Origin of the sequence: Janthinobacterium sp. Mn2066 (assembly GCF_049319705.1) — a bacterium.
GTDB lineage: Bacteria > Pseudomonadota > Gammaproteobacteria > Burkholderiales > Burkholderiaceae_D > Janthinobacterium.
The window spans coordinates 234,574-258,256 of the sequence record NZ_JBMOUF010000008.1; the positions used below are offsets into that span (position 1 = coordinate 234,574).

At 60.7% G+C, this 23,683-nt stretch carries 25 protein-coding genes and 1 tRNA gene; 17 read left to right on the top strand and 9 right to left on the bottom strand.

The genetic code is table 11. The annotated features are described in order from the left end of the window. Positions 1-2: 2 nt before the first annotated feature. From ACL9RI_RS17375 to ACL9RI_RS17385, 3 genes are all read right to left on the bottom strand, one after another. Positions 3-698 carry a hypothetical protein gene (locus tag ACL9RI_RS17375; protein WP_422727761.1) on the bottom strand — a complete coding sequence of 232 codons (696 nt, stop codon included), beginning with the start codon at positions 696-698 and terminating at the stop codon, positions 3-5. A 69-nt stretch (positions 699-767) separates the two neighbouring features. After that, positions 768-1,175 carry a hypothetical protein gene (locus ACL9RI_RS17380; protein WP_422727762.1) on the bottom strand — a complete coding sequence of 136 codons (408 nt, stop codon included), beginning with the start codon at positions 1,173-1,175 and terminating at the stop codon, positions 768-770. Beyond that, positions 1,172-1,600 (bottom strand): helix-turn-helix domain-containing protein, encoded by a 429-nt coding sequence (locus tag ACL9RI_RS17385; protein ID WP_422727763.1) that lies wholly within the window; start codon positions 1,598-1,600, stop codon positions 1,172-1,174. The genes ACL9RI_RS17380 and ACL9RI_RS17385 overlap by 4 nt, the downstream gene beginning before the upstream one ends. An 81-nt stretch (positions 1,601-1,681) precedes the next feature. Between ACL9RI_RS17385 and ACL9RI_RS17390 the strand changes: the two genes are divergently transcribed. From ACL9RI_RS17390 to ACL9RI_RS17450, 13 genes are all read left to right on the top strand, one after another. After that, positions 1,682-1,885 (top strand): hypothetical protein, encoded by a 204-nt coding sequence (locus tag ACL9RI_RS17390; protein WP_422727764.1) that lies wholly within the window; start codon positions 1,682-1,684, stop codon positions 1,883-1,885. Positions 1,886-1,895: 10 nt separating this feature from the next. Next, positions 1,896-2,099, top strand: coding sequence for a hypothetical protein (locus tag ACL9RI_RS17395; protein ID WP_422727765.1), 204 nt, complete (start codon positions 1,896-1,898; stop codon positions 2,097-2,099). A 47-nt stretch (positions 2,100-2,146) separates the two neighbouring features. Beyond that, entirely contained in the window at positions 2,147-2,335 is a 189-nt protein-coding gene (locus ACL9RI_RS17400) for a hypothetical protein (protein ID WP_070292047.1), read from the top strand. Then, entirely contained in the window at positions 2,332-2,595 is a 264-nt protein-coding gene (locus tag ACL9RI_RS17405; RefSeq protein WP_422727766.1) for an ogr/Delta-like zinc finger family protein, read from the top strand. Before ACL9RI_RS17400 ends, ACL9RI_RS17405 begins: the two co-directional genes overlap by 4 nt. A gap of 123 nt (positions 2,596-2,718) precedes the next feature. Further along, the gene (locus tag ACL9RI_RS17410) at positions 2,719-3,120 is read left to right on the top strand and encodes a hypothetical protein (RefSeq protein WP_422727767.1); all 402 of its coding nucleotides are present in this window, start codon (positions 2,719-2,721) and stop codon (positions 3,118-3,120) included. A 101-nt stretch (positions 3,121-3,221) separates the two neighbouring features. After that, positions 3,222-3,575 carry a hypothetical protein gene (locus ACL9RI_RS17415; RefSeq protein WP_422727768.1) on the top strand — a complete coding sequence of 118 codons (354 nt, stop codon included), beginning with the start codon at positions 3,222-3,224 and terminating at the stop codon, positions 3,573-3,575. After that, positions 3,565-5,403: a replication endonuclease gene (locus ACL9RI_RS17420; protein WP_422727769.1), complete on the top strand. Its 1,839-nt coding sequence runs from the start codon at positions 3,565-3,567 to the stop codon at positions 5,401-5,403. Before ACL9RI_RS17415 ends, ACL9RI_RS17420 begins: the two co-directional genes overlap by 11 nt. Further along, complete coding sequence (locus ACL9RI_RS17425) at positions 5,400-5,552, top strand: hypothetical protein (protein ID WP_170932991.1); 153 nt, start codon at positions 5,400-5,402, stop codon at positions 5,550-5,552. Before ACL9RI_RS17420 ends, ACL9RI_RS17425 begins: the two co-directional genes overlap by 4 nt. Before the next feature lie 44 nt (positions 5,553-5,596). After that, positions 5,597-5,758 (top strand): hypothetical protein, encoded by a 162-nt coding sequence (locus ACL9RI_RS17430; protein ID WP_422727770.1) that lies wholly within the window; start codon positions 5,597-5,599, stop codon positions 5,756-5,758. Next, positions 5,755-6,540 carry a DNA adenine methylase gene (locus ACL9RI_RS17435; RefSeq protein ID WP_422727771.1) on the top strand — a complete coding sequence of 262 codons (786 nt, stop codon included), beginning with the start codon at positions 5,755-5,757 and terminating at the stop codon, positions 6,538-6,540. Before ACL9RI_RS17430 ends, ACL9RI_RS17435 begins: the two co-directional genes overlap by 4 nt. Continuing rightward, complete coding sequence (locus ACL9RI_RS17440; protein ID WP_422727772.1) at positions 6,537-7,388, top strand: phosphoadenosine phosphosulfate reductase family protein; 852 nt, start codon at positions 6,537-6,539, stop codon at positions 7,386-7,388. The genes ACL9RI_RS17435 and ACL9RI_RS17440 overlap by 4 nt, the downstream gene beginning before the upstream one ends. 159 nt (positions 7,389-7,547) lie before the next feature. Beyond that, complete coding sequence (locus tag ACL9RI_RS17445) at positions 7,548-7,799, top strand: DUF4224 domain-containing protein (RefSeq protein ID WP_422727773.1); 252 nt, start codon at positions 7,548-7,550, stop codon at positions 7,797-7,799. An 18-nt stretch (positions 7,800-7,817) separates the two neighbouring features. Beyond that, a complete protein-coding gene (locus tag ACL9RI_RS17450; protein WP_422727774.1) occupies positions 7,818-8,876 on the top strand; it encodes a phage integrase in 1,059 nt (352 codons plus the stop codon). A gap of 129 nt (positions 8,877-9,005) precedes the next feature. Here ACL9RI_RS17450 and ACL9RI_RS17455 read toward each other — a convergent pair. The 5 genes from ACL9RI_RS17455 to ACL9RI_RS17475 all read right to left on the bottom strand — a co-directional run bounded on the left by ACL9RI_RS17455 (position 9,006) and on the right by ACL9RI_RS17475 (position 14,619). Then, positions 9,006-9,095, bottom strand: a tRNA-Ser gene (locus ACL9RI_RS17455). 72 nt (positions 9,096-9,167) lie between these two features. Beyond that, a complete protein-coding gene (locus tag ACL9RI_RS17460; RefSeq protein WP_422727775.1) occupies positions 9,168-11,222 on the bottom strand; it encodes a putative bifunctional diguanylate cyclase/phosphodiesterase in 2,055 nt (684 codons plus the stop codon). 1 nt (position 11,223) lies between these two features. Continuing rightward, positions 11,224-12,399 (bottom strand): EAL and HDOD domain-containing protein, encoded by a 1,176-nt coding sequence (locus ACL9RI_RS17465; RefSeq protein WP_422727776.1) that lies wholly within the window; start codon positions 12,397-12,399, stop codon positions 11,224-11,226. A 175-nt stretch (positions 12,400-12,574) separates the two neighbouring features. Further along, entirely contained in the window at positions 12,575-13,222 is a 648-nt protein-coding gene (locus ACL9RI_RS17470) for a response regulator transcription factor (RefSeq protein ID WP_422727777.1), read from the bottom strand. Positions 13,223-13,245: 23 nt separating this feature from the next. Then, on the bottom strand, positions 13,246-14,619 hold the full coding sequence (locus ACL9RI_RS17475) for a cache domain-containing protein (protein WP_422727778.1): 1,374 nt from the start codon (positions 14,617-14,619) through the stop codon (positions 13,246-13,248). 272 nt (positions 14,620-14,891) lie between these two features. Here ACL9RI_RS17475 and ACL9RI_RS17480 point away from each other — a divergent pair, with 272 nt between their 5' ends. From ACL9RI_RS17480 to ACL9RI_RS17495, 4 genes are all read left to right on the top strand, one after another. Beyond that, positions 14,892-16,952, top strand: coding sequence for a carbon starvation CstA family protein (locus ACL9RI_RS17480; RefSeq protein WP_422727779.1), 2,061 nt, complete (start codon positions 14,892-14,894; stop codon positions 16,950-16,952). Continuing rightward, positions 16,952-17,152 (top strand): YbdD/YjiX family protein, encoded by a 201-nt coding sequence (locus ACL9RI_RS17485; RefSeq protein ID WP_300753526.1) that lies wholly within the window; start codon positions 16,952-16,954, stop codon positions 17,150-17,152. The genes ACL9RI_RS17480 and ACL9RI_RS17485 overlap by 1 nt, the downstream gene beginning before the upstream one ends. Positions 17,153-17,414: 262 nt before the next feature. Continuing rightward, positions 17,415-20,237 carry a response regulator gene (locus tag ACL9RI_RS17490; RefSeq protein ID WP_422727780.1) on the top strand — a complete coding sequence of 941 codons (2,823 nt, stop codon included), beginning with the start codon at positions 17,415-17,417 and terminating at the stop codon, positions 20,235-20,237. A 1-nt stretch (position 20,238) separates the two neighbouring features. Beyond that, positions 20,239-22,488, top strand: coding sequence for a putative bifunctional diguanylate cyclase/phosphodiesterase (locus ACL9RI_RS17495; RefSeq protein WP_422727781.1), 2,250 nt, complete (start codon positions 20,239-20,241; stop codon positions 22,486-22,488). Here ACL9RI_RS17495 and ACL9RI_RS17500 read toward each other — a convergent pair. Next, on the bottom strand, positions 22,466-23,683 hold the full coding sequence (locus ACL9RI_RS17500; protein ID WP_422727782.1) for a CaiB/BaiF CoA transferase family protein: 1,218 nt from the start codon (positions 23,681-23,683) through the stop codon (positions 22,466-22,468). The genes ACL9RI_RS17495 and ACL9RI_RS17500 overlap by 23 nt on opposite strands.

Genomic DNA, 23,683 nt, shown 5'->3' on the forward strand with positions numbered 1-23,683 from the left:
GACTAGCGCCCCCGATTTGCCGGCAGCCACATCGCTGGCATATCCTCAGTACTGGCAACACACTCGACCGGAACGCTTCCCCTTACCCTTTCGATATATCCTATCGAGTAGGACTTTCCGGCGATGTAGCATTTTTCATCCTTAGGCGCAGTAGCTGCATATTCGATAGCATGGGCTTTTCCCCAATAAAACAGCCCACCGCAAGCAGTGAGGCATACAAGCATAGCCACCAATAAGAAGCGCACGTTGCGCTGCGACCGCGCAAGGCTCTTTTCCTTATCTGAACACGCCATGCACGGCAAGGTAACGTGGGGATGATGCGCTATAGGATGAGTGGGCTGTGTCGCAATGTGGGTATCAGCAACAGATACAGCAAGCTGTGGTGTTGCTTCTTCTATGCGCCTCTCCAGGATCGCTTTGACCTCCTGGTATTTACTGCGAGGCAATTCCTTGAACTTCTGCAAACCATAATCGGTGATGAGTCCAAGATAAATTTTAACGCCCTTGTCGCCAACTAGAGTAGCCAGCTTGTCTACAAGCAATTTGATATTCTTACGCTGAAAAGGAGTAATCAGCTCAACTTCTTTTTCCTTATCGCCAACATGCAGAGTGACGACGTTGCTAAGGCGTGGCGCTTCGTTGACATTCCCCATAACTACTTGCCCAACATCGCGCTTGAATTCAAATTTCTCAGACATCTGCAACTTTGCTTTCTACAACTAAAACTAGCTTAAATCTTAGAGCGAGGTTTACAAAACTTCGCTGATCTAGCCTTTGTAATCACACCGATTAGTCATCAACCAGTAAGCAGTACGTGTCTGAGGAATAATCTTTTTGCCACGGATAACATACGATGCACGACCACCAGAAATGGGGCAGATTGCCTTGACTACTTCGTTTGGTTCAGTTAAAAAAATATCAACCACCTCGTCGCCAGCCAGAAAGTACGGAGGTTCGTCCTCACCCTTTCCAATCTTGCCCAACTTGACATATCGCACAGACATGCCGAGGTTTGGTAAGCGCTGCCCCAAGTTCTTGTAGTTCAAACCCTTATCAGTAACCGGGATCTTCGCCAAGGCGGCGCTAATCTTTTGAGGGTCTTTTGTTGACTCGTCAGCGTGCGCAGCAGTAACAGAAAGCACTGCCAGTACCGCCGCCAATAACGTATTTTTCATTTTTTCTTGCTTCCCAGGTTAAAGGTCTGCTTCCCGGTTATATCACCGGTTACTTGCTGACCAACTTTGCCGTGGAAAACAATCGTGGGTGTAGCATTTTCAGGCTTGGTCACAGGCGAAGAACTCATACCGTCAATCATTCCAAGCACACCGGCCTTACCGCGAATATCTAAGCCGCGATAACCAGATAGCAACTCTTTTTCATCCTGGGTCAACGACGCAGTTGCTTGATCACCGGTAAGGATAAATTGGACATCAACACCGATGGAAGAAATGGCCTTTAGATAGACCGCATCCGGTGAACGTTCGTCTTGTTCATACGAAATTTGAGTACGTTTTTTTACGCCTCCTGCCGCTCCAAACTCTTCCTGATTCATGCCTAAACGCAGGCGCTCAGCTTTTATTGCTTCACCGATAGTGCTCATATTTTCACCAAACATCATTGACAGGTGCACATTCGTGCACTATAGTTACGCCATTCCGTAGCGATTACAGATCATAACATTATGAAAAACTTGCCAAAAGCCGGGCGTAACGCCAAAGGCATCACATCGCAGCCTTTGGGTGTTCGCCTGACCCCTGCCGAAGTGGCTGAAGTCGAAGCGTTCGCCGCCGAGCAGGAACGCTCCCGCGCCTGGTTTCTGCGCTTCCTGATCCTGCGTGGCCTTGCCGACTACAAACGCGAGATCGCCTCCAAATCCACCCACTAAGGACAACGTCATGTACCCCGATGCAAAACGTATCCGCAGCCACCGCGTCATGCTTCGCCTGGACGATTACGAACACCAGCTCGTTTCCTCACTCGCCGACTACCAGGGCGAAGCGCTGGCGGTGCTGGTGCGCCAGATCGTCATGCGTGAAGCCTTGGCCGTTATTGCCGCCGATGAAGCCAACACCGACAGCGTACAGCTTCGCACTGCTTAATCCGAGACACTGAATAGTAACTTTTGAGCAACTGCAAAGCTATCAACATGCCAGACCACCAAATTAACCTCAATGACGACGAGCGCGCGCTGTTGGAAATCGTGCGCCAGCGCCAAGGGCTGGCCAGTATTGATCAGGCGGCGGAATGGCTCGTCAAGTCGCGCTTGCGCAAGCAGGCAAAAAATATGACCGGTCGCGGTCGTGCCCTTTACCAAGTGGAAAGAAAGCTGAAATGAGAGTCATCGGCCTGCCCTGCCCGCATTGCGAAAACACCGTCCGCGCCGTCAAAAGCCGCATGATGTCCGCCATGTTCAAGGAAATCACCTACATGTGCCAGAACCCCGATTGTGGGCACTCCTTCGTGGCAGGCCTGGAAGTACTGCGCACCCTCTCACTGTCCGCCATGCCCAAGCCGGATATCCGCATCCCGATGTCCCAGCATGTGCGCACGGCGGCCACCAGCCAGCTGGCCTTTGACCTGACGGCAGGCTGCTGATGAACGCCATGCCTATCCTCGCGCCGCCGTAAGCCGGCCAATGTAGTTCCCCTCTTTTGCTGTGCCCTGCTGCGCTCCCTTTTGAGCGTGCGGGATTCGTTCAACCTGAAATAAGGAAAACCGATGGAAACCATGCTGCACGCCACCAGTCAATCCGCGCCATCAACTGCGCAGCAACCGGCCCGCCCAGCCTTGGAAAAATGCGTGGTGCCGGTGGCGCCTACCTGCTTTCTGCTGCACGCCAGCGCTGGCGTGGACATCGGCGCGCTGTCCGCCTACATCCGCGAAATTGCCAGGACTTATCACGCCTATGGCGCGGCAAGTCTGACCTTCATCATCAGCGACGCACAGCCCTTGCAGCGCGCCGGCTTTTTCTCAGCTGATAACCAGCGCGCCCTGGTTGATAGCTTGCCGATCGAATTGCGCTACCTGTTTGCCAGCGAAGCCGGGGCCACCTACGTGGGCGAAACTGGACGCACCTTGCCCTATTGGGGCGAGTATTTCTCCAAGGTAGGAGCACGCTAATGCTGCGCCTGGTGAAAGCCTGCGGCATCTGGCTGCTGTCGCTCTTGATCGTCATTACCCCTGCCGTGCTGCAGGCCGTGGGCGTCATCAAGGACTGAGCCATGCCAGCGTCCCTTATCGACAATCACCTGTCCTTCCAGCCTGCCGCCGAGATTCTGGCAGTGCGCGACAAGGACATGCCGACGCCACCAGGCGCCGAGCATGCGCGGGCCGCCATTGCCACGGCGAAGGCAACACTGCGCAGCATCAAGCCGCGCAACCTGGCGCCCTTTATGGCGCAGGCCTGGGGATTGTCGCCGCGCGGGGCGCGCCGCTCTGTATTGATCGCTGCCGGCCTGGACGCTGACCGCTGGGAATCGCCTATTCACTCATTTACCGAAGAAGAGCGCATCGAACTGCGCGCGGCCACGTCCGCCGCTATCCGTGTGTACGAAAGACTGTTGAATGCAATCTAAACAAATCCTGCTGCCCACCCCGCAACGTCACGAAGCCTTTTTGCGCTCCGCACAGTTTGCGCCCGAGCTGGCCCGTATTCCGTACAAATGGCGCAACCGTGTCATCACGGCCGCCATGGCCAAGATGGCCTGGTCGTCCTGGTACAAAGTCTATGAATCCATCGCCACCAGCTTTGTGCGCGAATTCGCCGAGCAGTACGTGCCGGCCGGCGTCGATCTGTCGCAGAGCGATGCTGACATCGTGGCCACCGCCGAACGCGCGGCGGCCGGTGTGACGAAAATGCTGTGGACGGCAATTTCCGACACGCACGCCCTGCAGATCATGGAAGACGAATGCGCCTCCTATGGCATCGAGCTACCCGAGTTTGACGAGCTGGCCGACACTATCGCCCGCCTGGTGGATGCACGCTGGTGGCGCCGTCAACTGCGCAAGCGGGTCAAGCGCGCCTTTGAGGCCGGCAATATCCGCTTGGGCTATGTGAACTATCGCGGCGAGCCTTACGCCAGCAACGATGCCGTGCTGTCACGCCTGGCGCAAAACCGCCGCAACGCGGCAGCGCTGGCCGCCACCCTGGTGCAAAACGAGAATGGCCAGCAATTCAGCATTGCCGAGCTGGCCGAGAAAACGACCGCCAACAAGGCCATCCGGCGCGGCGAGCTGATGCTGCGTATCAACGGCTTTGAACAAATCGCCCGCGAGTGCAACGACCAGGGCATTTTTGTCACCTGGACGTGCCCATCGCGCTTTCACGCCATGCAGTACAGCGGCAAGCCAAACGACAAGTTCGACGGCTCCACGCCGCGCGAGGCAAACGCTTACCTGGGCAAGATGACTTCGCTGTGCCGCTCCGCGCTGGCGCGCCGTGGCATCGGCCTATACGGCTTCCGCATCGCCGAGCCACACCATGACGGTTGCCCGCACTGGCATCTGCTGCTATTCGTACGTCCGACCGCGAAATACAAGACGGCCCACCTGCAAGACGTGGCCGGCCGCGCCATCCGCATCATGAAGCGCTACGCCTGGCGCGTAGACCGTGGCGAACCGGGCGCCTTCCAGCGCCGCCTGGACGTGAAGCGCATCGACTGGGCCAAGGGTAGCGCCGCCGGCTACATCGCCAAGTACGTGGCCAAGAACATCGACGGCGTGGCCGAGCACAAGACTAAAGAAGGCTATGTCGTCACGGCCGACACTGAAGGCGACGTCGAGCTGACGCCATCGGCGCGCGTCGAAGCGTGGGCAGCGGCCTGGGGCATCCGTCAATTCCAGCAATGGGGCGGCGCCCCCGTCACCGTATGGCGCGAACTGCGCCGGATCGAGGAAAGCATGGTCAACGAAGCACCGGCCACCATGCGCCGCGCCTGGGATGCCGTGCAAAAGATCGAAGGCGAAAAGCGCGCCTGCTGGGCCGAATACCTGCGCGCCCAAGGCGGCGCCCTGGTGCCGCGCAAGGAACTGGCCATCACCCTAGCCAAGGATGAAAAGACCGTTATCGGCCGCTACGGCGAAACCCTGCGCACCACGCCATACGGCGTGCGCTGCGCCGACCTGATCGGCGTGGTCTTCAAGTCCGTGCGCCATACCTGGACGCCCGTACAGGCCACAGGCGGGCGCGGGGTGGCTGTTGGGGTTGCCGTTCCTCGGACTCGTGTAAATAACTGTACGCACCCCGTTGGCCCTGCCCCAGCCACGCCGCCGGCGGCGCCCGCTCCCGATCTGCCTGACGAGGCAAAAGCGGCAGTGATTGCAGCCTGGGCGGCCGTCAACGCATGCCCGTATCCCCGGCTGATCGTACCCGACAACCCATCCCATGAAGGAAATGCCACATGAGCACCTTTGCCGTGATCGTTCGAACACAAACCGAACGCTTTGAATATGCCGCGATTGCCGCTTCCAGCGGTGACGTGATCCAGGCCGCCATCGACCGCTTCGGCGTGTGCGGCGTTACCGCCAAACTGAAAGGAACCCCGCAATGCTGACCACCCTGACCGATTCACCGCGGCAAGTCGCCCGTGGCGACCGTGTGACATTCGATACCGACGAAGGCTACCAGGCCGGCACCGTCAACGACCTGCGCCGCGACGTGGGCAATGGCGAGCTGCATGCGTGGGTGGAGCTGGATCACCAGTGGCCGGGTATGTTCCGGGCAGTGCCGCTGGGCGCCATCGAAAAGGTGCTGGCATGAAGTACCCAGGCGGAAAAGGCGGCGCAGGCGTCTACCAAACCATCATCAACCTGATTCCACCGCATCGGCTCTACATTGAGGCATTCGCAGGCGGCGCCAACATTTATGAGCGTAAGGCTCCTGCAGCAACGTCATATCTGATCGAGCGCTGCCCTAAGCAGGCCACCATTTTGCGGTCGACCATCGCCGAACTCGGCGGTATTCCGGCAGAGTCGGACGCCATAGTTATAAATGACGATGCGGTACGGGTGCTGCGCGCCTGGCCGTGGGTGGGTGATGAATTCGTGTACCTAGACCCGCCGTATGTGCTCGATACCCGCACCAAAAAATCTATCTACGCCCACGAAATGACCGATGACGAGCATCGGGAGCTACTGGCTGTACTGGCTCTGCTACCGCCAGGCGTGAAATTCATGCTGTCCGGGTACCACAACGCCATCTATGACGAGGTTGCCAGCAAACAGGGCTGGCGCCGCGTCGACTTCCAGGCCATGACACGGGGCGGCGTGCGCACCGAGTCGGTATGGATGAATTACGAGGCGCCGGCAGTCATCGCCGATTATGCCTATGTGGGCAAAGACTTCCGCGAGCGCGAGCGCATCAAGCGCAAGGTGCGTCGCTGGGTACGGCGATTGCAGCAACTGCCGGCTATCGAACGCGCCGCGCTGCTTTCGGCGATGCGAGATCCTGAAGTGGCGATGCTGGCCAGTCCCGCCACAAGTGGCGATGCGACCAGGTGCGCATCGAGCGTCGCCATAAATAGCGATGTGGTACCCGTATGAAAAATCCATTCCTATTCGACGGCCCGGGTGTTATTTCGTTCAGCGGCGGCCGCACCAGCGGCATGATGCTGTGGATGACGCTTCAAGCCTACGGCGGCGCGCTGCCGGCTGACGTAGTGGTGTGCTTCGCCAACACCGGCAAGGAAGAAGAAGCAACGCTTGAATTCGTGCGCGACTGTGGCGAGCGCTGGGGCGTTCCCATCGTCTGGATAGAAAACCGTCCTCGCAATGAGGCGCGCGGTAAGGAATTTGTCATCGTGGACTTTGCAACGGCCAGCCGTAACGGCGAACCATTCGCAAATCTGCACGACGAAAAAAAATTCCTCCCGAACCCTGTCGCGCGCTTTTGCACGGCGGAACTCAAGGTGCGCCCGATGCAGCGCTACTTGAAGTCGATAGGACTGGTCGAGTGGACCACGTTTATCGGCATGCGCGCCGACGAGCCCATGCGCGTGGCCCGGCTGGCCAATCAGGACTATGGCAAGCACGAAGTGAAGGAGGCGCCCCTGGCGGCAGCCGGGCTGACCGTGGCCGATGTCAGCGCGTTTTGGGCAGCTCAAGATTTTGACCTGGGCTTGCCGAATATGAGCGGCAAAACGATGCACGGGAACTGCGATCTGTGCTTCCTGAAAGGCGGCAACCAAGTGTTATCCCTGATCCGCGAAAAGCCAAGCCGTGCCCTGTGGTGGATACAGCAGGAAAAGAACGCCCAGGCGGCCGGATCTGGTGCTGGCGGCTGGTTCCGTAAAGATAGGCCCAGCTATCAGGCGATGTATGACATGGCGATGAATCACGGTGAATTGTTCCCCTTCGATGATGCATTGACCGATTGCGGTTGCACAGACTAGAGGGGGCATAAAAAATGGATCAGTACAAAGAATTCTGCCGACTACGTGACTACCGCAAGCCAGGTGCCGAAGTTCCCCAATACACCGAGGCCGAGGCGTTCGCCTTGGCCGCGACCAAATGCCAAGCATGCAGCCAAGCCATAAAGAAAGCGCCATCCAATGAATAACCTTTTCGATAACTCCATCCAGTCAGAAACCCTGACTGTGGAAGAGCTGGAAACCATTTCAGGCTGCTGCCGCAAAGTAGATCAAATCAAGTGGCTACAGCAAAACGGCTGGACCTTCATCAAGAACCGCGCCGGCGCGCCCGTCATCGGGCGTTTGTATGCCAGGTTGCGCTTGAGCGGCATCAATCCCGCCAGCCTGGTGAACACACCGGCTTGGGCACCGGACCTGTCCAAAGTACGTTAATAGATTAGAAAGAAAACAATGCGACCTAAAAGCACTGGCTACAAACTGCCGCCGCGCATGCTGCGGCGCGTGCGCAAGCTGAAATCCGGCGATACCTGGACCGGCTACTACTACAACGGCCGGGACGACGCCGGCAACCGAAAGGAATACCCGTTGGGCACCGATCTGGTCGAGGCCAAACGCCTGTGGGCAGAATACGAGTGCAAACCAGTCCCGACCGACGCCACGCTCATGGAATACGTGTTTGCGCAGTACATCCGCGACATCCTCCCTGGAAAGGGAATCGCTACACAAAAAGAGAACGCCAGTTCGCTAAGCCAGCTACGCCCGGTCTTTGACAGCGCACCCATCGACGCCATCACGCCGCAGGATATTGCCCGCTACCGCGACGCCCGCAGCGCCAAGGTGCGCGCCAACCGCGAAATTGCGCTACTGTCTCATGTGTTCAATATGGCAAGGGAATGGGGCTACACCAAACGCGAAAATCCGTGTCGGGGCGTGCGCAAAAACAAAGAGACGCCGCGCGACTTCTATGCCGACAAGGCAGTGTGGGATGCGGTGCGAAACGCCGGCTGTGAAGAACTGCAGGACGCCATGGACTTGAACTACCTGACCGGGCAGCGGCCTGCTGACGTGCTCAAGATGCGCGACGGCGATTTGAAGGATGGAGCGTTGCAGGTGCGCCAGGGCAAGAGCAACAAACTGCTGCGCATCGTCCTTGAACATGACGGCATCAAGTCCGAGCTGGCCAAGGTCATCGAACGCATCCACGCGCGCCCACACCGGCCGCACACCACATTCATCGTCGCGCTGCCAAATGGTTGCCAGGTCAAGAAGTGGCATTTACGCCTGCGCTTCGATAGCGCCCGGAAAACTGCAGCAGAACTGGCGCTAAAGGCTGGCGACGAAGAGCTGGCCAGCCGTGTCAAAGCATTCCAGTTCCGCGATATCCGAGCGCGCTCTGCCAGTGACATTGCCGATCTGGGCGCCGCCAGCTCGCTGCTGGGACATAGTGAAAAAGTCATCACGGAGAAGGTCTACAGGCGCATTGGCCAGGCTGTCCGCCCTACCCGCTAACAGCAAGTTGCGGAAACCATTTCCGCAAATTAGCGCTAAGTTCCAACTGAACTTTTACACGCGGGAATTTACGAGCGACTGCACAAAAAAAATAAGCCCTTGATAATCAAGGGCTTATTTTCATAGTTCTGGCGGAAGCGGTGAGATTCGAACTCACGAACAGTTTAACCCGTCGCTAGTTTTCAAGACTAGTGCCTTCAACCACTCGGCCACGCTTCCAGATGGCAGCATTATACATAAAGCGGGCGGGCTTACCAATGGGGGTGGGGGTGGGTTGAGGGAAAACAAACGTTATATGCCCCAGTTTTGCCGTAGCTCGCGCTCAAATTCCTTTGCTGGCAGGGGGCGGGAGAAGAGGTAGCCTTGGACTTCGTCGCAGCCGGAGCTTTTCAGGAAGGCCAGCTGCTCGGCTGTTTCCACGCCTTCGGCGATCACTTTGTGGTGCAGTTGCTGGGCGATGCTGATGATGGTGCTGGCGATGGCGCAGTCGCTGGTGTCGGTGGGGATGCCGGTGGTGAAGGACCGGTCGATCTTTAAGGTGTCGATCGGGAAGCGTTTCAGGTAGGACAGGCTGGAGTAGCCGGTGCCGAAGTCGTCCAGTGACAGGGCCACGCCCAATGCCGTGATGCGGTCCATGATGCCGATCACGCGCTCGATGTTGTGCATCAGGGTGCTTTCGGTGATTTCCAGTTCCAGCCAGGCTGCTTCCAGGCCGTAGCGGGCCAGCGTTGCCGCGACCCTGGCGGGCAGCGCCGAGGTGAATTCTCTCGCGGAAACGTTGACGGCCAGGCGGATCGGCGGCAGGCCCGCTTGCTTCCAGGCTTGCGCCTGGGCGCAGGCTGCTTCCAGCACCCATTCGCCTACTTGCACCACCAGGCCCGTCGATTCGGCCAGGGGGATGAAATCGGCGGGCGGGATCATGCCGTGTTCGGGGTGGCGCCAGCGCACCAGGGCTTCGGCGCCGATGATGCGTCCGCTTGCCAGCGCGTATTTCGGTTGGTAGTGCAGCAGCAATTGCTGCTCCGACAAGGCATGGCGTAATCCCGTTTCCAGGCGCATGCGCGCTTGCATGCCCTGGTTCATGTCCTGGCTGTAGAAGGCCACGCTTTCCGTTTCGCTGCTGCTGTCCTGCTTGGCCCGGTACATGGCGATGTCGGCCAGGCGCAGCAGGGTTTCGGCGTCGTGGCCGTCTTGCGGGTAGACGCTGATGCCGATGCTGGCGCCCACGCGCAAGTCGTGGCCTTCGATCAAAAATGGTTGCACCAGCGACGCCAGCAGCTTTTGCGCCACGGTGCTCGCTTCATAATGCTGGCCGATGTCGAACAGGCCGACGGCGAATTCGTCACCGCCCAGCCGGGCCACCAGGTCCTGGTCGCGCAAGACGCGGCGGAAGCGCTGGGCAACCTGGCGCAGCAATTCGTCGCCGATGCGCCGGCCCAGGGTGTCGTTGATCAGTTTAAAACGATTCAGGTCGATGAACAGCACGCAGCCGAGCATCTTGCTGCGCTGGGCCACGCTCAGGGCCTGGTCCACCAGCTTGGTCAGCAAGGTGCGGTTCGGCAGGCTGGTCAGCGGGTCGTAATAGGCCAGGTGGTGCAGGCGCTCTTCGGCCAGCTTGCGTTCCGTGATGTCGGTCAGGTAGGCGATCAGGCCAACCGGTTTTTCATCCATGTCGCGCAGCGGCGACAGCGACAGGCTGGCCCAGAAGACTTCGCCCGACTTCTTGCGGCGGCGCACTTCCATCAGGCGCCCGCCCTGCTCCAGGAAGGCGTCGTGGAAACCGGTTTCTTCCTCGTCATATAAAAACAGGATGTTGCGGCCCACCGCTTCCACCGAGGAATAGCCGAACAGCCGTTCCGCGCCCTTGTTCCAGCTGGTGATGTAGCCCGTCAAATCGGTCGTCAGTACCGATTCGTGCAACTGGTCGAGGATTTGCGTCTGCTGCGCCAGCAAGGCTTCGACTTGCGCGTAGGCATGCGTGGAGCGCTGCGCCAGCGAGTGGACTTGCAGCACGCCCGCCGTCAGCGAGGCCAGGCTGGCCAGCTGGCGGCGGTCATGGTCGCTATAGGGACCGCGGCCGGAGACGGCAAAGTGGCCGAAGCACTGGCCATCGAAGCTGATTTCCTGCAGCAATCCTGGCCGGCCGCCAGGCAAGACGGGCAGCGCCTGGATGGGCTCGCCGCTGGACGGCGGCGGCGCGGGCAGGAACTGGCCGTGCGGGCTGGCCATCACGGCGCCGGCGATACGGCCCAGTTCGGCCACCAGTGCCGCACCACGCAAACGCACGACCGCATCGCACAAGGCGGCGCTGTCACTGAGGTTGTCCGACACCGTAAGCAAGGTCATGCTAGACGTTCCGGCTGACCTGGATGGCCCACTGGTAGGCTTGCAGCAAGCTGCGCCAGTAGGTTTCGCCATCGATACCCGCGCTGGCCAGCAAGGCCGCCGGTGGCTGGGTACCGCTTTCAGCCAGGACCAGCAAGGCGCCCAGTTCACCGCCACGTGCCAGCAAGGCGTCATTCACGCTGCAGTCGAGATTCAGGGTGGCGACGATTTCTTGCATGCTCATGCCCAGCAGCACGTCCAGCAGGGAAAACACGCCCGCCATGAACGCCAGGTCTTGCTGGTCGCGGTCGCCGCCGCGCAAGGCGCACAGCGCTTCCATCTGCGCGGCGCGCACGGCCGCCAGCGGCAGCAGCGCATTGAGTTTGCCATCGTCTTGCTGGCGCGCATACAGCAGCAATTGCAGCCAGCGCTGCAACTGGCGCCGGCCCAGCAAGGTGATTGCCTGGTTAAAACTGCTGATCGGCGCCGTGTAGCCGAAGGCGGCCGAATTGACCAGTTTCAGCAAATGGTAGCTGAGCGCCGGGTCCTGCTTCAGCGGTACTTCCAGTTCATGCGCGTCGGCATCGCGGGCCAACAAGCCCAGCAGCGCTAGCAGGCGGCGGCGCGAGGTGCCTTCGTCGGCATCGTATTGCTGGCGGGCGCTGCTCAGCGCGTAATCGCCGGCAAACCAGCTCACGCCCAGTGCCGACACGGCCGCCAGTTGTGCTTCGTCATCGATGTTGTACGCCAGGTGCGGCCCCGGCAGCGGCAGCAGCTGGTGCAGGCCCGGCAATTCGCCGGCGGCGTCGACACTGAGCGCGCGCGCATCGACGTGGGTCGCCGTCACGGGGCCGGCGTCGGGGCCGTCGAGCAGGATGCGGTAGCCGGCGTCGCGCCATTGCCGGCATTTTTTCTGGATCGGCTTGTCGGTCGCCAGGGCGGCTGGCAGGCGGAAGATGGTGCGTTGCGGCGTCAGTTGCGCCAGCAGGGCTTCGTCCAGGCCATGCGGATCGGCCAGCGGAATGATGCAATCGAGGGGCGCCAGCAAGGCATACACGTCGGCAGCGGCAAAGGCGGCCGCCAGCGGGCTGGTCGCTTGCTGCGGCACATGCAGGGTGACAGCCACCCATTCATTATGCGCATTGGCAACTGCTTGTAATCCCACCAAAGGAAACAGGTTTGATTCAGACGCGGACATCGGTATCTCAGTGTGGGTAAGGCGCAATAGTCGATAAACGGGCCATCGCCTGCAAATTTGCGCCAGGCAAGCATGCAATTTCGACAGCAAGAATCATTCTATCCGAAACCCACCGGGAAAACGGTTTAATATTGGCAATAAATGTTCAAAAAAAACATTCTAAAATAAAACTTTGTCACTGAGCGACTTTTGCCGTACCGCCATCGAATTGCGCGTGCTCCACCGCATATTTGATCAGTTCCGCCTGCCCCTCGATGCCCAGCTTGCGCTTGATGTTGAGGCGATGCGTTTCCACCGTGCGCACGCTCAGGTCCAGTTCGCGGGCAATCTGCTTGTTCGACTGGCCCGCCGCGATATGCTGCAAGACTTGCTGCTCGCGCGTGGTGAGGAAGGAATCGTGTACTTGCGGCCGCGACAGTTGCCGTGCCAGCGCCGCACTGTAATAGATGCCGCCTGACATCACGGTCTCGATGGCGAACACGATATCTTTTCCTGGCGCATCCTTGAGCACATAACCGCGCGCGCCCGCCTGCAGTGCTTGCGAGACATATTCCAGCTTGTCGTGCATGGACAGGATCAGCACGGCGATCTGCGGAAACGCCTGCTTGAACAGCGCCGTCGCTTCGATGCCATTGATGCCGCGCATATTGATATCCATCAACACCAGGTCGATGGCATGGGCGCGCGCCTGGGCCAGCGCTTCGTCGGCGCCGCCCGCCTCGGCCACCACGTCGAAATGGGGCACCGCTTCGAGCCGCGCGCGCAAGCCGTCGCGCACCAGCGGATGATCGTCCACCAGCAGTATCCGTATTGTGTCAGTCATGATTTCTTCAGGTGAGTCATCTGTCAGGGTTGAAGGTCGAGCCGCGCCAGCACCACCGTGCCGGCCGGCGTGGACGCGATATGCAGGCTGCCGCCGATGGCTTCCATGCGTTCCGTCATATTGCGCAGGCCGATGCCGCGCTGCGGATGCAGGGCGATGCCGTCGAAGTCAAAGCCACCGCCATTATCGGCGATGCGCAGCCCCACTGCGCCCGAGGCGCCCTCGCTGCCATGCAGGCTGACTTCGATGCGGCTGGCGTTGGCGTGGCGCTCGCTATTGGTCAGCGCTTCCTGGGCGATACGGAACAGCACCGTGTTGACCATGTCGGGCAAGCCTTCGCCCGCATTGGCGGGGCTGGCTGCAAAGCTGGCTTGCGCGCTGCTGCTGTCATTGAATTCCTGCACCAGATGGTCGAGCGCGGCGGCCAGGCCCAGGTCGTCGAGGATGGCCGGGCGCAGATTGTGCGAAATGCGCCGCACTTCGCCCAGCACTTTATTTAATTGTTCGGCGGCCCGTTCGAAGGTGGCGGGCGCCTTGGCTTGCTGCTCGGCATTGCCGCACAGGCGCGCGATGCCCGCCTCGATCTGCAGCTTGATCGATACCAGCCACTGGCTGATGCCGTCGTGCAAGTCGCGCGACAGCCGCGCCCGCTCTTCTTCCTGCGACTCGACCACCCGCTGCGCCAATACTTTCAACTTGGCATCGGCCACCCGCAATTCGCTGATATTAAGCACCAGTCCCGACCCGGCCACCAGCAGCGAGCCGAGAATGGCGATGGCGGCGATCCACAGCATGGTCGAGCGGATATTGCCCGACTGCTGGGCGTCGACCTTGTCCAGCGCCTGGTCCACATCGTCCATATAAATACCGGTGCCCATCATCCAGCCCCATTCCGGCATCAGGATCACATACCCGAGCTTGGGCGCCGATTTATTCGTCGACGGCTTGATCCAGTTGTAGCGCTCGAAGCCGCCGCCGCTCTTGGCCCGCTGCATCAGCCGCTGGATGGTCAGGTTGCCATTGGCGTCGCGCAAGTCCCACAGGTTTTGCCCCACCAGTTCGGGCTGGCGCGGATGCATCAGGGAATTACCCTGCAAATCATAGATAAAGAAATACCCATCGTCGCCATAACTGAGGGCGCCCAGCACGCGCTTGGCTTCCTCTTGCGCGGCAGCATCCTTGCGGCCCGACTGGTACAGATAGGCAATCGAGTGGCTGGCCAGGGTCACGTAGTGTTTCAATTCCGCTTCCTTGCTGGCCAGATACGCTTGCTGGATGGTGGCGCGCTGCTGCTCGGCCAGGGTGATGGCCTGGTGCCGCACGGCATAGGCGATCGCGCACATGGCCAGGATCAGCGGCGTAATGGCCAGGAAGATGACTTTCTGTCGGAGTTTCATGGCGCTGCGCGGTAATCGCTCAAGGTGCAAGGGGTGATAGCTCTGGTGTAGCCGCCATTCTACGTGGCGGCGTAACAAATGATCTGCGTAGTAATACTTAGCGTTACTGCGTAGTGATGCGCTTGCGATCATTATACGGTTCGTGAATACTCACCATAAGCTGTGCGCACGCCATAGGCAACTCTTTGGAAACTCATTGGCAACATCCTGGGCAAGATCAATAACAGTATCCGGGATCGCAGCGCAGCACCCGTCAAATCTTTGGAGGAAGCATGAACCGCATATTCAAACAGCTCGGTTGGGCAGCGCTTGCGCTGGCCGGCGCCGGGGCCCTGGGCGTGATCGCCCTGCAACGCGGCGAACCGATCAGCGCTATCTGGATCGTCATCGCCGCCGTCTGCGTCTACCTGATCGCCTACCGCTTCTACAGCCTGTTCATCGCCGACAAGGTGCTGAGCCTCAACCCGAACCGCATGACGCCGGCCTACAAGCACAACGACGGCCTCGATCACGTGCCGACCAATAAATATGTGCTGTTCGGCCACCATTTCGCCGCGATTGCCGGCGCCGGCCCGCTGGTCGGCCCCGTGCTGGCAGCGCAGATGGGCTATTTGCCCGGCATGCTGTGGATCCTGGCGGGCGTGGTGTTTGCCGGCGCGGTGCAGGATTTTATCGTGCTGTTCATTTCCATGCGCCGCGACGGCCGCTCCTTGGGCGACCTGATCAAGGCTGAACTGGGAGAGATTCCCGGCATGATCGCCTTGCTCGGTTGCTTCATGATCATGGTCATCATCCTGGCCGTGCTGGCCCTGATCGTCGTCAAGGCGCTGACCGGCTCGCCATGGGGCAGCTTCACCGTGATGGCCACCATTCCCATCGCGCTGTTCATGGGCGTCTACTCGCGCTACATCCGCGTGGGCCGCATCGGTGAAATTTCCATCATCGGCTTCGTGCTGCTGATGCTGGCCATTATCGGCGGCCAATATGTGCAGGAATCCGCCGTGCTGGGCCCGATGTTCACCTTCACGGGCACCGAACTGACGTGGATGCTGATCGGCTACGGCTTCATCGCGTCCGTGCTGCCCGTGTGGCTGCTGCTGGCGCCGCGCGATTATTTATCTACTTTCCTGAAGATCGGCACCATTTTGGGCCTGGCGATCGGCATCATCGTGGTTGCGCCTTACCTGAAAATGCCAGCCATGACCAAGTTCATCGATGGCTCCGGCCCCGTCTGGTCAGGCAATCTGTTCCCCTTCCTGTTCATCACCATCGCTTGCGGCGCCGTTTCCGGCTTCCACGCGCTGATTTCCTCGGGCACCACGCCGAAGATGATCGAAAACGAAAGCCATGCCCGCTTCATCGGTTATGGCGCCATGCTGATGGAATCGTTTGTCGCCATCATGGCCCTAGTGGCCGCCTCGACCATCGAGCCTGGTATTTATTTCGCCATGAACAGCCCGGCCGCCCTGATCGGCACAACGGCGGACTCGGCCGCCCACGTGATTTCCCAATGGGGCTTTTATGTGACGCCAGAAATGCTGACGCAAACGGCCAAGGACGTGGGCGAGCACAGCATCATCTCGCGCGCCGGCGGTGCACCGACCCTGGCCGTGGGCATGGCCCACATCCTGTCGGGCGTGATGGGAGGCAAGGCCATGATGGCTTTCTGGTACCACTTCGCCATCCTGTTCGAAGCGCTGTTCATCCTGACGGCCGTCGATGCAGGCACGCGTGCCGGCCGCTTCATGCTGCAAGACTTGCTGGGCAGCTTCGTGCCGAAATTGAAACAGACAGAAAACGTGTACGCCAACCTGCTGGCGACAGGCTTGTGCGTGGCGGCCTGGGGTTACTTCCTGTATCAGGGCGTGGTCGATCCATTGGGCGGCATCAACACGCTGTGGCCGCTGTTCGGCATCGCCAACCAGATGCTGGCCGCCATCGCGCTGATCCTCGGCACCTGCGTGCTGTTCAAGATGAAGCGTGGCCAGTACGCCTGGGTCACCATCTTGCCGACCATCTGGCTGCTGCTGTGCACCCTGACGGCTGGCTGGCAAAAGATTTTTGACGCCAACCCGCGCGTGGGTTTCCTGGCGCATGCCCGGAAATATTCGGCGGCGCTCGATGAAGGCACCTTGCTGGCGCCAGCCAAGTCGGTGGCGCAGATGCAGCAAATCATCTTCAACGATTACCTGGACGCCGGCCTGGCTGCCTTCTTCGTGATCGTGGTGGTCAGCGTGTTCGTGTTCGGCCTGCGCACCATCGTCAGGGCGCGCGCCGACCACAAGCCGAGCACCCACGAAACGCCATTCCAGGCCATGCCAACGGTGCAATGATGTTCGACGAAATCGTCAAGGCAGGACGTTATCTGGGGCAAAGCATGCGGCTGATGTGCGGCTTGCCCGAGTACGACACCTACGTGGCCCACCGGGAACTGACGCACCCCGGCGAGCCGATGATGACGTACGAAGAGTTTTTCCGCGAACGCCAGGAAGCCCGCTACGGCGGCGCCGGCAAACGCGGCGGGTGTTGCTGACGTCGGCTGCTGACTGCGGCTGCTGACTGCGGGGTCCGACCCTTCGGGTCGTACCCCAGCCTTTCCCGGGTTAAAAGTAACGCCCACCCCAATGGCAACAGCCGCGGTCGGACCCGGCAGGGTCCGACCCTTCCATTTAGTTCCCCTCCCCTTTCCGCTTTTAGACCCACATCAACATCCAGGTCTTTCTTCACGCTTATATTTTTCCAACGGGAATTAATTAAAAAACAGCAATCCGCATAACCGGAGCACCGCCAGATCCATGTTCAATTTCCACCGCTCCAGCATCAGCCAGAAACTGACCATGATTTCGGTGCTGTCGTCGGGCTGCGCCTTGCTGCTGGTGTTCGTGGCCTTTGTCGCTACTTCGGTGCTGAGCCACAAGAATGATGAAAGCCGGCAATTGCTGGCGCTGGCTGGCGTGATTGCGGCGGCCAGCGTGGCGCCCATGCAGGCTGGCAAGCCTGCCCAGGCGGAACAGGTGCTCGCCGCCCTGCAAGTGCGCGAGGAAGTGGCCCAGGCGGCGCTGTTCGACCGTGGCGGACGCCTGTTCGCCCTGTACCGCTCCGCCACCCAGCCGGCGGAACGCCCGGCGCCGGAAGACATGGACCCAGCCTTGCTGGCCGACATGGCGCAAGAACCGGTGACGCAGGGGGCCGGCGGCACCCTGACGCCATCGATGCGCCTGTACCACCCCGTGTTCGATGGGCAAACCCTGATCGGCGCCGTGATGATCGAGGCGGACCTGAACCACATGTGGCGCGATATCGCGCGCCATCTGGGTTCCATCAGCGGCGCCACCCTGCTGTCTTTCCTGGTGGCCGTGTTCCTGGCCGGGCGTTTCAAGGGCGTGATTGCGGAACCGATTACCAAATTGATCAATACCGCCAAAAAAGTCTCCAGCAGCCAAACCTACAGCCACCGCATCACCCACCATCGCAGCGACGAGCTCGGCGTACTGATCGACAGCTTCAACGACATGCTGGCGCAGATCGACGGCCGCGACGCCACCCTGGCCAATTACCGCGACCAGCTGGAACGGCAGGTGAGCGTGCGCACGGAGCAGCTGGAAAAGGCCAAGGATGCGGCCGAGGCGGCCAGCCAGGCGAAAAGCGCCTTTCTCGCCACCATGAGCCATGAAATCCGCACGCCCATGAATGGCGTGCTGGGCATGACGGAATTGCTGCTGGCCAGCAACCTCACGCCGCAGCAGCGCCATTACACCAGCATGGTGCAGCGTTCGGGGCAAAACTTGCTGGTGATCATCAACGATATCCTCGATTTTTCCAAGATCGAGGCGGGCAAGCTCAGCGTCGAATACATCCGCTTCAATTTCCGCGAATTGCTCGACGATATAGAACACGTGTTCGCGCCGCAGGCCGAAGCGAAGAATATCTGCCTGGAATTCGAGATCGCCAACGATATTCCGATTGCCATCTGCGGCGACCCGAACCGCTTGCGCCAGATCATCGTCAACCTGCTGGGCAACGCCATCAAATTTACGGAAACGGGCAAGGTGACGGTGAAGGTGACCGTGTGCCGCGAAGACGGCCCCAGCGTGGGCTTGCGCTTCGAAGTGCAGGATACGGGCATCGGCGTGTCCAGCGAGGCGCAGACGCGCATCTTCGAATCGTTTTCGCAGGCAGACGGCTCGACCACGCGCAAGCATGGCGGCACGGGACTGGGCCTGACGATTTCCAAGCAGCTGGTCGAGCTGATGGGCGGGAAAATCGGCGTTGACAATGCTTTAACGCAAGGCTCCATCTTCTGGTTCACAGTAAATTTCGATAAGCGGCGCGTCGACAGCGACGACCCGTCTTTCAATCTGAAAACCACGCGAGGGCTACGCGCCTTGATTGTCGACCACACACCCGCCACCCGCGCCGAACTGGAACGGCAGCTGGCCAGCTGGCACATCGTCAGCGACAGCGCCATCTCGGCCAGCGATTGCCTGGGCAAGCTGCGCGCCGCCGCGCTGGCGGGCACGCCGTATTCGGTGGCCCTGCTCGACATGGACTTGCCGCGCACCAGCGGCCTGGCCTTGTCCGCCACCATCAAGAGCGATCCGCTGCTGGCCGACCTCAAGCTGCTGTTGCTGAGCACAGAACAGGCCGCGGCCGATCCGGTGCAGCGGCGTGAAGCGGGCGTGGCCTACCAGCTGATCAAGCCGGCCCGCGATTGCGACCTGTTCGACTGCCTCATCACACCGCAGCGCGCCAGCGAAACCTTGCGCACCCATCCATCGCACTTGCCGCATGCGCCGCGCCAGGCCGCCAGGCGCCAGCGCCGCCGCGTGCTGCTGGCCGAAGACAATCCCGTCAACGTGGAAGTGGCGCGCGCCATGCTCGACAGCCTGGGCCTGGACGTGGTCTGCGCCGGCAATGGCGAGGAAGCGCTGCGCGCGGCCCAGGCCGAGGATTTCGACCTGGTCCTGATGGATTGCCAGATGCCCGTGATGGATGGCTTTGCCGCCACCACGGAAATCCGCCGCCACGAACAGCAATGCGGCCACGCGCGCGTGCTGCCCATCGTCGCCATTACGGCCAACGCCTTGCAGGGCGACCGCGAATCGTGCCTGGCGGCCGGCATGGATGACTATCTGAGCAAACCGTTCACGCAGCAGGAACTGGGGCATACCATCGCCCGCTGGATCACCCTGCCGCGCGCGGCCACCGTGCATCACACGGAAACGGCCGAGAGCATGCCGGCAGTGGCGGCGGCGGTGGCAACAGCCCAGCTGAACCGGCTTGCGCTGGACAATATCCGCGCCCTGTCGAGCACGGACGGCGATGCCTTGCTCGAGCGCGTGATCCTGGCCTTCGAGGGCGACACGCCACGCCAGTTGCAGCTCATGCGCACCGCCATCGCCGTGCCGAACCCGGAAGCCATCCGCAAGGCCGCGCACAGCCTGAAGTCGAGCAGCGCCAACGTGGGCGCCGACGCGCTGGCGCAACTGTGCAAGGAGATGGAAAAACTGGGCCGCGCCGGCAGCACGCAAGGCGCAGCCGGCATGCTGCAGGAGATGGAACAGGAATTCCTCGCCGTGTGCGAATCGCTGAGCGCCATACTGGTAAAGGAACACTGACATGACAGCGCCCATCTCTTCCAAACGCGGCCTGGTGCTGGTGGCCGACGACGATCCCGTGATGCGGCTGCTGATGCGGCAAATGCTGACCCAGGTGGGGCTGGACGTGATCGAGGCGGAAGATGGCGTGCAGGCCCTGGCTTGCTACAAGCACAGCGGGCCGGACCTGGTCATGCTCGATGTCGACATGCCGGCCCTGGACGGCTTTGCCGTCTGCCGCGAAATCCGCCGCCAGGAATCGTATGCCAGCGGCAGCGTGCCCATCATCATGGTGACGGGCGGCGATGAACTGGCGTCCGTCACGCGCGCCTACGAAGTGGGCGCCACCGATTTCATTTCCAAGCCGATCAACTGGCCGATCCTTGGCCACCGCGTGCTGTACGTGCTGCGCGCCAGCGACGCCATCGCCCGCCTGCGCATTGCCGACGCGCATAACCGCGCCGTGCTGGCCGCCATCCCCGACACCTTCTTTCGCCTCAACCGCGACGGCTTTTATCTCGATTACGAACAGGGACCGGACGCCAGCGCCGGCTTTTCGATCGACGATTGCGTGGGCTCGCATATCAGCGAAGTATTGCCGCCCGAAATCGCCGCGCGCCTGCTCGAGCAGATGCGCGCCGTGCTGTCCACCCAGCATATCGCCTCGATCGACTACACGCTCACGCACGAAGGCACCACGCGCCATTTCGAGGCGCGCCTGGTCAGCACGGGCGCCGATGAAGTGCTGGGCCTGGTGCGCGACATCAGCGAACGCAAGCGCACCGAAGAACAGATACGCCGCCTGGCGTATTGCGACAGCCTGACGGGCATCCCGAACCGCCAGGCCTTCCTGGAAACGCTGGAGCGCGAGCTGGCCCACTCGCGCGAACACGGCAAGAAATTTGCCGTGCTGTTCATGGACCTGGACGCCTTCAAGCGCGTCAACGACACCCTGGGCCATGACGTGGGCGACCATCTGCTGAAAATGGTCTCGGAACGGCTGCGCGACACGGTGCGCCCCAGCGACGTGGTGCTGCGCGCCGAACAGGCGCTCGACACCACCCAGACGGCCAGCAACCTGGCCCGCCTGGGCGGCGATGAATTCACGATATTGATCCCCGACCTGGAACGGGTGGAAGACGCGCTCAACGTGGCGCACCGGGTCAAGGAAGCCATGCGCCGTTCGTTCATGATCGATGCGCACGAGATCTTCGTCACGGCCAGCATCGGCATTTCGCTGTATCCGGAAGATGGCGAGGATTGCAATTCGCTGCTGAAATACGCGGACACGGCCATGTACCACGCCAAGAACTGCGGCAAGAACAACGCCAAGCTCTATAGTTCATCGTTGACGATGGAAATCATGAGCCACGTCAAGATGGAGGTCGGTTTGCGCAAGGCCTTGCAAAACAATGAACTGTATTTGCTGTACCAGCCGCAGATCGACGTGCCCAGCACGCAGATCGTGGGCGTGGAAGCGCTGGTGCGCTGGCGCCATCCGGAACGGGGCATTATTTCCCCGACCGAATTCATTCCGCTGGCCGAGGAAACCGGGCTGATCGTACCCATCGGCGAATGGGTGCTGCGCACGGCCTGCAAGCAGGCCAAGGCCTGGCAAAACGAAGGCGGGCAAACCATCCGCATGGCCGTCAATCTGTCGGCCAAGCAATTCAAGGATGAAAACCTGACGCAGATCGTGCTATCGGTGCTGGCCGACACGGGCCTGGACGCGCGCCTGCTGGAACTGGAATTGACAGAAGGCACCTTGATGGACGACGCAGGCGCCACCATGGTGACGCTGGAGCAATTGCGCAGCATCGGCGTGTATCTGTCCATCGACGACTTCGGCACCGGATACTCATCGATGAATTACTTGAAACGCTTCGATGTGCGGGCCTTGAAAATCGACCGCAGCTTTATTGCCGGCTTGCCGCAGGATGCAGAAAACGCCGCCATCACGCGCGCCATCATCGCCATGGCGCATGGCTTGAAAATGGTGGTGGTGGCCGAAGGCGTGGAAACAGCAGAACAGTTGCAGATGCTGGAAGAATATGGCTGCGACATGGCGCAGGGTTACTTTTTGGGCCGTCCGTCATCGCAGGAGGCGATTACGGCCATGCTGGCGCAACAAGGGCAGGCAACTACAAGCCCCAGCCATTTTGGCGAGGCAGCGGAAAGCTGGGGTCAGTCCTTCAGGATCGGAATGCCCCCCATTGGGGAGCATTCCCCCGACGGTTCTGACTCTCAGACTACACCACGCCATCGGCCTTGAGCTGCGCAATCGCGGCCGCATCGAAACCCAGCGAGGCCAGTACTTCTTCGTTATGCTGGCCCAGCTCCGGTCCCAGCCACTGGGTCTTGCCCGGCGTGGCCGACAGTTTCGGGCTGATGGCCGGCAATTTCACGGGCGTGCCATCGGCAAACTGATGCTGTTCAAACATGTCACGCGCGAGAAATTGCGGGTCGCTCAGCATGTCGCGCACCGAGTAGATTTTACCGGCGGGCACATCGGCCGCCTTCAGCACGGCCAGCGCGCTATCGATCGTCTGCGTGGTGCACCAGGCGCCGATGGCGTCGTCGATTTCCTGCGTGCGGGCCACGCGGCCATCGTTGCGGGCCAGTTGCGGGTCGCCCGCCATGTCGATGCGGCCCATGGCCAGCATCAGGCGCTTGAAGATGGCGTCGCCATTGCCGGCAATCACGATATTTTCGCCATCGCCGGTGGTATAGGTATTCGACGGCACGATGCCGGGCAAGGAACCGCCCGTGCGCTCGCGCACCACGCCCGCCTGGTCGTACTCGGGCACCAGCGACTCCATCAAGTTAAACACGGATTCATACAGGGCCACGTCGACCATCTGTCCTTCGCCGTGCTCGCGCCCGCCCGTCACGTCGCGGTGGCGCAAGGCCATCATGGCGCCGATCACGCCATGCAGGGCTGCGACGGAGTCGCCGATCGAGACGCCCACCCGCACGGGCGGACGGTCGGCAAAGCCGGAGACATACCGCAAGCCGCCCATCGATTCGCCGATCGCGCCAAAGCCCGGCAAATCTTTCATCGGCCCCGTCTGGCCAAAGCCGGACAGGCGCACCATGATGATAGAGGGCTTGATCTGCTTCAATTGTTCGTAGCCAAGATCCCACTTTTCCAGCACGCCGGGGCGGTAATTCTCGACGATGATGTCCGCTTCCAGCGCCAGCTGGCGCGCAATCGCCCGGCCCTGTTCGGACTTCAGGTTCAGGGTGACACTTTTTTTGTTGCGCGCCTGCACCGACCACCACAACGAAGTGCCGTCTTTCAGCACGCGCCAGGTACGGATCGGGTCGCCGCCATCGGGCGACTCGATCTTGATCACGTCGGCGCCGAATTCGGCCAGCATGCGGGCGCAGAACGGCCCCGCGATCAGCGTGCCCAGTTCCAGCACTTTGATGCCCGCGAGCGGGCCAGCAGGGGTTTTTTCTGTCAT